At 57.3% G+C, this 7,627-nt stretch carries 10 protein-coding genes and 1 pseudogene; 3 read left to right on the top strand and 8 right to left on the bottom strand.

From position 1 onward, the window contains the following. The first annotated feature begins 77 nt into the window (after positions 1-77). The 3 genes from ACIOMO_RS26955 (at position 78) to ACIOMO_RS26965 (ending at position 3,116) form a co-directional block, all read left to right on the top strand. Positions 78-788 (top strand): response regulator transcription factor, encoded by a 711-nt coding sequence (locus tag ACIOMO_RS26955; RefSeq protein ID WP_400651323.1) that lies wholly within the window; start codon positions 78-80, stop codon positions 786-788. Then, the gene (locus ACIOMO_RS26960; RefSeq protein WP_401244520.1) at positions 785-2,296 is read left to right on the top strand and encodes an ATP-binding protein; all 1,512 of its coding nucleotides are present in this window, start codon (positions 785-787) and stop codon (positions 2,294-2,296) included. The genes ACIOMO_RS26955 and ACIOMO_RS26960 overlap by 4 nt, the downstream gene beginning before the upstream one ends. Before the next feature lie 118 nt (positions 2,297-2,414). Beyond that, positions 2,415-3,116 (top strand): hypothetical protein, encoded by a 702-nt coding sequence (locus ACIOMO_RS26965; protein ID WP_053123575.1) that lies wholly within the window; start codon positions 2,415-2,417, stop codon positions 3,114-3,116. A 301-nt stretch (positions 3,117-3,417) separates the two neighbouring features. Here the strand turns inward: ACIOMO_RS26965 and ACIOMO_RS26970 are convergent, their stop codons facing one another. From ACIOMO_RS26970 to ACIOMO_RS27005, 8 genes and pseudogenes are all read right to left on the bottom strand, one after another. Next, positions 3,418-3,909, bottom strand: a complete 492-nt coding sequence (locus ACIOMO_RS26970) for a RidA family protein (protein ID WP_159814012.1) — start codon at positions 3,907-3,909, stop codon at positions 3,418-3,420. Positions 3,910-3,948: 39 nt separating this feature from the next. Next, positions 3,949-4,113 carry a hypothetical protein gene (locus ACIOMO_RS26975; RefSeq protein WP_401244523.1) on the bottom strand — a complete coding sequence of 55 codons (165 nt, stop codon included), beginning with the start codon at positions 4,111-4,113 and terminating at the stop codon, positions 3,949-3,951. Continuing rightward, positions 4,110-4,424 carry a helix-turn-helix domain-containing protein gene (locus ACIOMO_RS26980; RefSeq protein WP_401244524.1) on the bottom strand — a complete coding sequence of 105 codons (315 nt, stop codon included), beginning with the start codon at positions 4,422-4,424 and terminating at the stop codon, positions 4,110-4,112. The genes ACIOMO_RS26975 and ACIOMO_RS26980 overlap by 4 nt, the downstream gene beginning before the upstream one ends. A gap of 27 nt (positions 4,425-4,451) precedes the next feature. Further along, positions 4,452-4,580: pseudogene (locus tag ACIOMO_RS26985) on the bottom strand (toxin); the annotation flags it as partial. Positions 4,581-4,694: 114 nt separating this feature from the next. After that, entirely contained in the window at positions 4,695-5,582 is an 888-nt protein-coding gene (gene cyoE, locus ACIOMO_RS26990; RefSeq protein ID WP_401244526.1) for a heme o synthase, read from the bottom strand. A 10-nt stretch (positions 5,583-5,592) separates the two neighbouring features. Beyond that, entirely contained in the window at positions 5,593-5,931 is a 339-nt protein-coding gene (gene cyoD, locus ACIOMO_RS26995) for a cytochrome o ubiquinol oxidase subunit IV (RefSeq protein WP_053123586.1), read from the bottom strand. Beyond that, on the bottom strand, positions 5,931-6,554 hold the full coding sequence (gene cyoC, locus ACIOMO_RS27000) for a cytochrome o ubiquinol oxidase subunit III (protein WP_042560958.1): 624 nt from the start codon (positions 6,552-6,554) through the stop codon (positions 5,931-5,933). Before cyoC ends, cyoD begins: the two co-directional genes overlap by 1 nt. A 3-nt stretch (positions 6,555-6,557) precedes the next feature. Continuing rightward, positions 6,558-7,627, bottom strand: a 1,070-nt coding sequence (locus tag ACIOMO_RS27005; protein WP_401244529.1) for a cbb3-type cytochrome c oxidase subunit I, incomplete at its 5' end; no start/stop codon positions are given.

The following is a 7,627-nucleotide window of genomic DNA, read 5'->3' on the forward strand; positions in this document are numbered from 1 at the left end:
GGAGTTAACGAATTCGTGATAACTCGCCACGGAAAAAACCCGCACAATGCGTCAATCGCGCCGAAGGATTGAGCTTCATGGAACAGACCAAACGCGTTCTCGTGGTCGAGGACGACCAGCACATTGCCGACCTGATTTGCCTGCATTTGCGGGATGAACAATTCGAGGTGACGCACAGCGCCGACGGCGACGAGGGCATGCGCCTGTTGCAGCAAGGCCATTGGGACGCGCTGATCCTCGACCTGATGTTGCCGGGGGTCGACGGTCTGGAAATCTGCCGCCGCGCCCGGGCCATGGCGCGCTACACACCGATCATCATCACCAGCGCCCGCTCCAGTGAACTTCACCGGATTCTGGGTCTGGAGTTGGGAGCCGATGACTATCTGGCCAAACCGTTTTCGATGCTGGAACTGGTGGCGCGGGTCAAAGCGCTGTTGCGTCGGGTCGATGCGATGGCGCGCAACCTGAAGATGGACGCCGGCAGCCTCATTCTCGATGGGCTGAGCATCGACCCGATCACCCGCGACGTCAGCCTCGACGGTCAGCGCCTGGATCTCACGCCACGGGAGTTTGATCTGCTGTACTTCTTCGCCCGCCAACCGGGCAAAGTCTTCTCGCGCATGGATCTGCTTAACGCCGTTTGGGGCTACAGCCACGAGGGTTACGAACACACGGTCAATACCCATATCAATCGCCTGCGGGCAAAGATCGAAAAAGACCCGGCACAGCCGACGCGCATCCTCACCGTGTGGGGCCGTGGTTATAAATTCGGTACCGAGCAGTCATGAAACTGACCCTGACGCAGCGCCTGTCTATCGTTTTCGCCGTGTTGCTGCTGGTGTGCTGCGGCACGTCGGCATGGCTGCAGGTGCGCTCCAGCAAGATGCATGAACTGGAAGTGGTGCAAGGGTTGTCGAGGGATCTGGCGCAACACATCGCCCACGACACCGTGCTGATGGACAGCAACGGTCTGATGCCCGGTGCCGTGCGCCAACTGTTCAGCCAGTTGATGCTGGTTAATCCGAGTGTCGAAGTGTATTTGCTCGACGGTGAGGGGAAGGTTGTCGGCAGCGCCGCGCCTGAAGGCCGGATACTTCGGCAGCAGGTCGATCTGGCGCCGATTCGCCAATTGCTCAACGACCAGCCCTTGCCGATCCTCGGCGACGATCCGCGCAGCGTGGACGGACGCAAGGTGTTCAGCGCCGCGCCGCTGAAGGTCAATGGCAAACCCGCCGGTTATCTGTACGTGGTGTTGCTTAGCGAAGAACACGACCGTTTCGCCGAACGCGGGGCGACCAGCGCCGCGCTCAACACGGCACTGCTGTCGATCGGACTGGTCGCGCTGCTGTGTTTGATCGCCGGCCTCACCGCATTCAATCTGATTACCCGACCGTTGCGGCGACTCACCGATACCGTCAGCCGTTTTGATATCGATGGAGCACCGCAACCGGTCACAGCGCCTGTGGATAAATCCGCCGACCCGGATGAAATTGCCGTTCTCGACGCGGCTTTCCGGCAGATGCAAAACCGCCTCGGCGAGCAGTGGCGCTCATTGACCCGTCAGGATCAGGAACGCCGCGAACTGGTGGCGAATATTTCCCATGACCTGCGCACGCCACTGGCCTCGCTGCACGGTTATCTTGAAACCCTGTCACTGAAGGACGCCACGCTGTCCCCGGAAGAACGTCGGCGTTATCTGGGCATCGCGCTGGATCAGAGCCGCAAGGTCGGCGGGCTGGCGCAATCGCTGCTGGAACTGGTGCGGCTGGAACACGGGTTTGTACAACCGGTGCTGGAGCGTTTCTCCCTGACCGATCTGGTGCAGGATATCTTTCAGAAATTCGAACTGACCGCTGAGGCACGACAGGTCGAACTCAAGGCGCAGTTTGTGCCAAACCTGCCAACGGTCTGCGCCGACCTTGGGCTGATCGAACGGGTGCTGACCAATCTGGTGGATAACGCGTTGCGGCACACGCCACAGGGCGGCGAAATCGAACTCGATCTGAAACCCCATGGCGCATTGGTCGATGTTACGGTCAGCGACACCGGCCCAGGCATTGCGCCTGAATTGCGCGAAGGGCTGTTCCTGCGCCCGTTCAATATCGGTGGCGCGCGACGGGATGGCGGCTTGGGTCTGCGCATCGTGCACCGCATCTTGCAATTGCATGGACGCGACATTCAGTTGCTGGACGTTAATGGGCGCGGCGCGACGTTTCGCTTTTCGCTGCCAACGGATCAGCAAACCGCCGAGCAATGGTTGGTACGCTCAATGAATCTGCACACCCCGGCCAAATAGTTGAGACCGCCGGCCCGTTGCTCCGTGACAACGCCGCCCCGCTCCCCTAAATTAGTCGACCTGAAAAAGCCCTCGGGCTTGCTCATCTCCACTCAAGTTAAAAAGTAGTGAAATTTCAATGTCCGATTTCAACACCGCTGAATCCGTAGTCACCGAATCGTCCAAAGCGGAATACGAAAACTCCATCAATCTTTCACAACACCTGCCACAAGCCAAAATCATCAGCGAGATGGTGCTGGACGCGTTCCAGTCGACCCGCGAAAGCGACCAGATCCGCGAACTGCGCGCCGCGATCCGTCACGCTCACGACAGCTTCGACGACGACAAGGCTTACGAGCTGATGGGCGAACTCAAGGCTCTGAAAGACGCCGAAGCCGCCGACCTCGCCGCCCTCGAAGACCTGAGCAGCAAGTTTTCGATTGGCCGCATCCTGTCCAGCTTCAAGGACGATCCGGCGTTCCAGGAAATCGTTTACGGCCTGGCCCTCAAAGTGCTGAATCAGACCCATCAGGCGATCAGCAACCCGAGCGGCGGCAAGAGCAAGGCTGCGAAGAAGAAAGAAGTCGAAATCTTCACCATCAGCAAAGACGGCATCAGCGTGACCCTGCCACTGCGCACACCGCGTTCGCGTCTGAATGTTGATCGTGAAGCGCTGGAGTTCCTTGGTTTCACCTTCGTCGGTGAAGGCGAAGAGGCGGAACTGGAAAGCGAAGTCTTCGTTGATAACGACGGCGCCGAGCAGGCCGTGAACCGCAAGAACATCATCACTGCACTGCAGAAGCAGACAGCGTTTGATGGGTACAGCATCGCTGCGCAGTAATTTTCAGCGCTGACGAAAAAGCCCCGCACTGGGATTCAGTGCGGGGCTTTTTGGTTTTCGGCTTGGGTTTAGTGGGATGGCCTACACCGAGGCCCCTCACCCCAGCCCTCTCCCGAGGGAGAGGGGGCCGATTGGGGGATATTGTAGAAGTACGCCGAAATGAACGTGCTGTGCCGAATCCACAATCGCCACGGTCTGTCAGGTCGATGAATAGCTCAAGACACCTCGGTCAGTCCCCTCTCCCTACGGGCGGTCCGACGTTTCGGGAGGGTTAGGGTGAGGGCAATTCGCGAGATCAGACTCAAGCCGCAGGATGCAACGCCACAATCATGTCCACTTCAATCGCCGCATTCTTCGGCAACTGATACACCCCCACCGTCGTCCGCGTATGCCGCCCGGCATCACCCAGCACATGGCTGAACACATCCGAAGCACCATTGGCCACTTCACTCAAATCGACGAAATCCGGCGTCGACTTCACATACACCGTGACCCGCAACAACGCCTTGATCTTGTCCAGCGACCCCACCGCATCAACAATCAGCGCCAGACACCGCATCGCACTGATGCTCGCCGCCGCCTGCGCATCCTTGAGCGTCAACTCCAGCCCGACGCGACCGGGATACTGAATCTTGCCGTGAGTGCGCGGCACCATCCCGCTGATGTACAACTCATCATGATGACGAATCAGCGGCGCGTAATTACCGCCAGCCGTGTTCTCGCCATAGATGTCGTAATTCAGCTCTTGTGCCAGGGCAATAAAGCGCTCGTCGCAGGTCATCCTCTCAGTCATGTCGCCCAGCCTTGTGATCAGTGCGTGAAGAAACGTGGATTACGGCAGCAGAGCACCCATGAAATAAATTGGCGCTATGACTGACATGGTTGGATCCAAATCTAGGTGTTTTGCCATTGCACTGCAACTTGCCGCGGCATAAACCAAAAGCCCCACCCTTCTCTCGAAGGGCAGGGCTTTAATTTTCATGGCGTTGGTGATCACACAGCGCTCAACCGCTCGACCATGTCTGGAAATTTCTCAACCAAACGAATCAACAGGGCTGCTTGAGCATTGGGCTTCGACTTTTCCTGCTCCCAGTTTCTCAAGGTGCTGGGGCTTGTTCTGATTCGCTTGGCAAAAACCGCTTGGGACATATGTAACCTTTCCCGTAGCGCGACGATTTCCTGGGCGCCAACCTCGGGGACAGGTTTGTCCTCGACGATTGTATTACGCAACGTAATTTTGCCTTCGCGTTGAGCTGCCATCTCATCAACGCCCTGCATCAACTCTGAAAACAGGTCGCTTTTTTTCATGGGGTGCCTCGTGCTTTTAACTCTCTAGCGCGGCATCACATCGCCAGCCAGCGGATTACCCTGCAGAAAATCCTGCAGCTCTCGATACTCATCGTCCGTCAGGTAATGACCAACGTTCGCAGTAAAAATTGTGGTTTCAAAGAAGACAGTTCGCATGACCAAACTATAGGCAGATTGCCTATAGACAGACTATCAACAAATCACGTTTCCGTTAAACAAAAAACCCCGCACATCTCTCAACGTGCGGGGTTTTCATACAGCCTTTAAACCTTACGGCGCGTACGTCAGCAGCAACTCTGCAGGCACCTTGAAGTCCAGGGACATCATGACGCTCAACGCGGTGATGGTGAAGATCGAGAACACGAACAGCTTGCGTGCCCAGACCGTGTCATCCACCGCTTTGTAGCCGGTCCAGGCCATGTACAACCAGTACATGCCCATGGCCGCGGCGACAGCGAGGTAGCTCATGCCGGCGTAGCCGCTGAAGGTCAGCATCAAGGTCGCCACAAGGAACGCCAGGATGTAGAGCAGGATGTGCTTCTTGGCCACTTGAATCCCGCGCTTCACTGGCAGCACCGGAATCGATGCGGCCAGGTAATCGTTGAAGCGGAAGATCGCGATGGCGTAGGAATGCGGCATCTGCCACAGGCTGAACATCACCAGCAGCGTCAGCGCGGCCATGTCGAAGCTGTTGGTTACGGCAACGTAACCGATCACTGGCGGCATGGCGCCCGACAGACTGCCCACCAGCGTGCCGTGAACCGACTTGCGCTTGAGGTACAGGCTGTAGAAGCCGACGTAGATAACAAAGCCGATTACGGCGAACAGAGCAGCCAACGGGTTGGCCACCTTGTACAACAAGGCAACGCCGAGAACACCAAGGATGGTCGCGTAAATCAGTGCCAGTTTCAGGGAGATCAAGCCCTGCACCAGCACACGGTTTTTGGTGCGTGCCATCTTCAGGTCGATGTCGCGGTCGATGCAATTGTTGAACACGCAACCGGAGGCGACAACCAGGGACGTGCCGATCATGGCTGCCAGAAACACCGCCAGATCGACATGCCCTTTCGAGGCCAGGAAGAACCCGCCTGCCACAGAAAGCACGTTACCGAAAATGATCCCCGGTTTGGTGATTTGGATAAAGTGCTTAAGCGACATCGGGTCTACCTCACTTCGCCATCATGTACGTGTGGATGCTGAACATGATCCACAACGACAGACCAACCAGCAGCACGATCACAATCGCGGCGAACACGAAGGCGATCACATTGTTACGTTGCGCAGCCGAGCGATCCAGGTGCAGGAAGTACACCAGGTGGACAACCACCTGGATCACGGCGAAGGCCAGAACGATCATCAACGTGATCGACTTCGGCAACGACGGGTACATCACCAGAGCAAACGGGATCGCAGTCAGGATCACCGACAGGATGAAGCCGATCGCGTAGGACTTGACGCTGCCGTGGCCGGCGTCGTCGTGGCTGTCATGGGAGTGTGCGTTAGCCATTACAGGGTCCCCATCAGGTAAACAACGGTGAATACGCAGATCCACACCACGTCCAGGAAGTGCCAGAACAGGCTCAGGCAGCTCAGACGGGTCTTGTTGGTCGCCGTCAGGCCGTGCTTGTTGACCTGGTACATCATGATGCCCATCCAGATCAGACCCGCGGATACGTGCAGACCGTGGGTACCGACCAGGGTGAAGAACGCGGACAGGAAGCCCGAACGGCTAGGACCGAAGCCCTCGGAGATCAGCAGGTGGAACTCGTTGATCTCCATGGCGATGAAGCCTGCGCCCAGCAGGAAGGTCATGAACAACCAACCCAGAACCTGCTGCTTCTTGCCTTTGTACAACGCCAGCATGGCGAAGCCGTAGGTGATCGAACTGAACAACAGCAGAGCGGTTTCGCCCAGCACGTATGGCAGTTCGAAGATGTCGTGGCCCGACGGGCCACCGGCGACGTTGTTTACCAGTACCGCGTATACCGCGAAGATCGATGCAAACAAGATGCAGTCGGTCATCAGGTAGAGCCAGAAACCGTATACGGTCATCTCGCCCGAATCGTGGTGATGGTCATCGTGCCCATGTTCACCATGGGCGTGTCCAGCATTGGTCACTAAATTCGACATGGTTTAAGCCTGTTCCAACGAGGTTTCAACACGGGTGGCATTGGCCGGAATTTTTCCTGCCGCGACCAGACGCTTGTGCTGCTCGGCTTCGATACGTTCGATCGTTTCAACCGGAACCATATAGCCCTGATCGTCACGTGCAGCGTGGATCACGAAGTAGACAACAGTGCCTACCAGGCTCGCGATGGCCAGCCACCAGATGTGCCAGATCATGGCAAAACCGAAGACGGTCAACAGTGCGCCCATCACCACGCCAGTGGCGGTGTTGTTCGGCATGTGAATCGGCTCGTACTTGGCCGGTTGCTGGTACGCAGTACCGTTTTCCTTGGCTTCAGTGAACGGGTCGATGCAGTCAGCTTTTGGCAGCACAGCGAAGTTGTAGAACGGCGGAGGCGACGAGGTCGACCATTCCAGAGTGTGTGCATTCCACGGGTCACCGTGATCGCAAATGTTCTCTGGCTTGTTGCGGTCACGCACACTGACGTACAGCTGAATCAGTTGGCAGGCGATACCGACAGCGATCATCACCGCACCGAACATGGCAACGTACAGGTACGGTACCCACTCAGGGTTAGTGGTGGCGTTCAGACGACGGGTCATGCCCATGAAGCCCAGTGCATAGAGCGGCATGAACGCGACGAAGAAGCCGGAGATCCAGAACCAGAACGCTGCTTTACCCCAGCCTTCGTGCAGCTTGAAGCCGAACGCTTTCGGGAAGTAGAACGCGAAACCTGCGATGTAACCGAATACCGCACCGCCGATGATCACGTTATGGAAGTGCGCGATCACGAACAGGCTGTTGTGCAGAACGAAGTCAGCACCCGGGATGGCCAGCAGTACGCCGGTCATGCCGCCGATAGCGAAGGTCACCATGAAGCCCAGGGTCCACAGCACCTGGCTGGTGAAACGCAGACGGCCCTGGTAGATGGTGAACAGCCAGTTAAATAGCTTCACACCCGTCGGGATGGAAATCAGCATCGTCGCCAGACCGAAGAAGGCGTTGACGCTTGCACCCGAACCCATGTAGAACAAGTTCTGCAGCCAAACCATGAAGCACACTAACGAGATCGCGC

The sequence above is a fragment of the Pseudomonas sp. NPDC087804 genome (genome assembly GCF_044742965.1).
In the GTDB taxonomy this organism is placed as follows: Bacteria; Pseudomonadota; Gammaproteobacteria; order Pseudomonadales; family Pseudomonadaceae; genus Aquipseudomonas; species Aquipseudomonas rustica.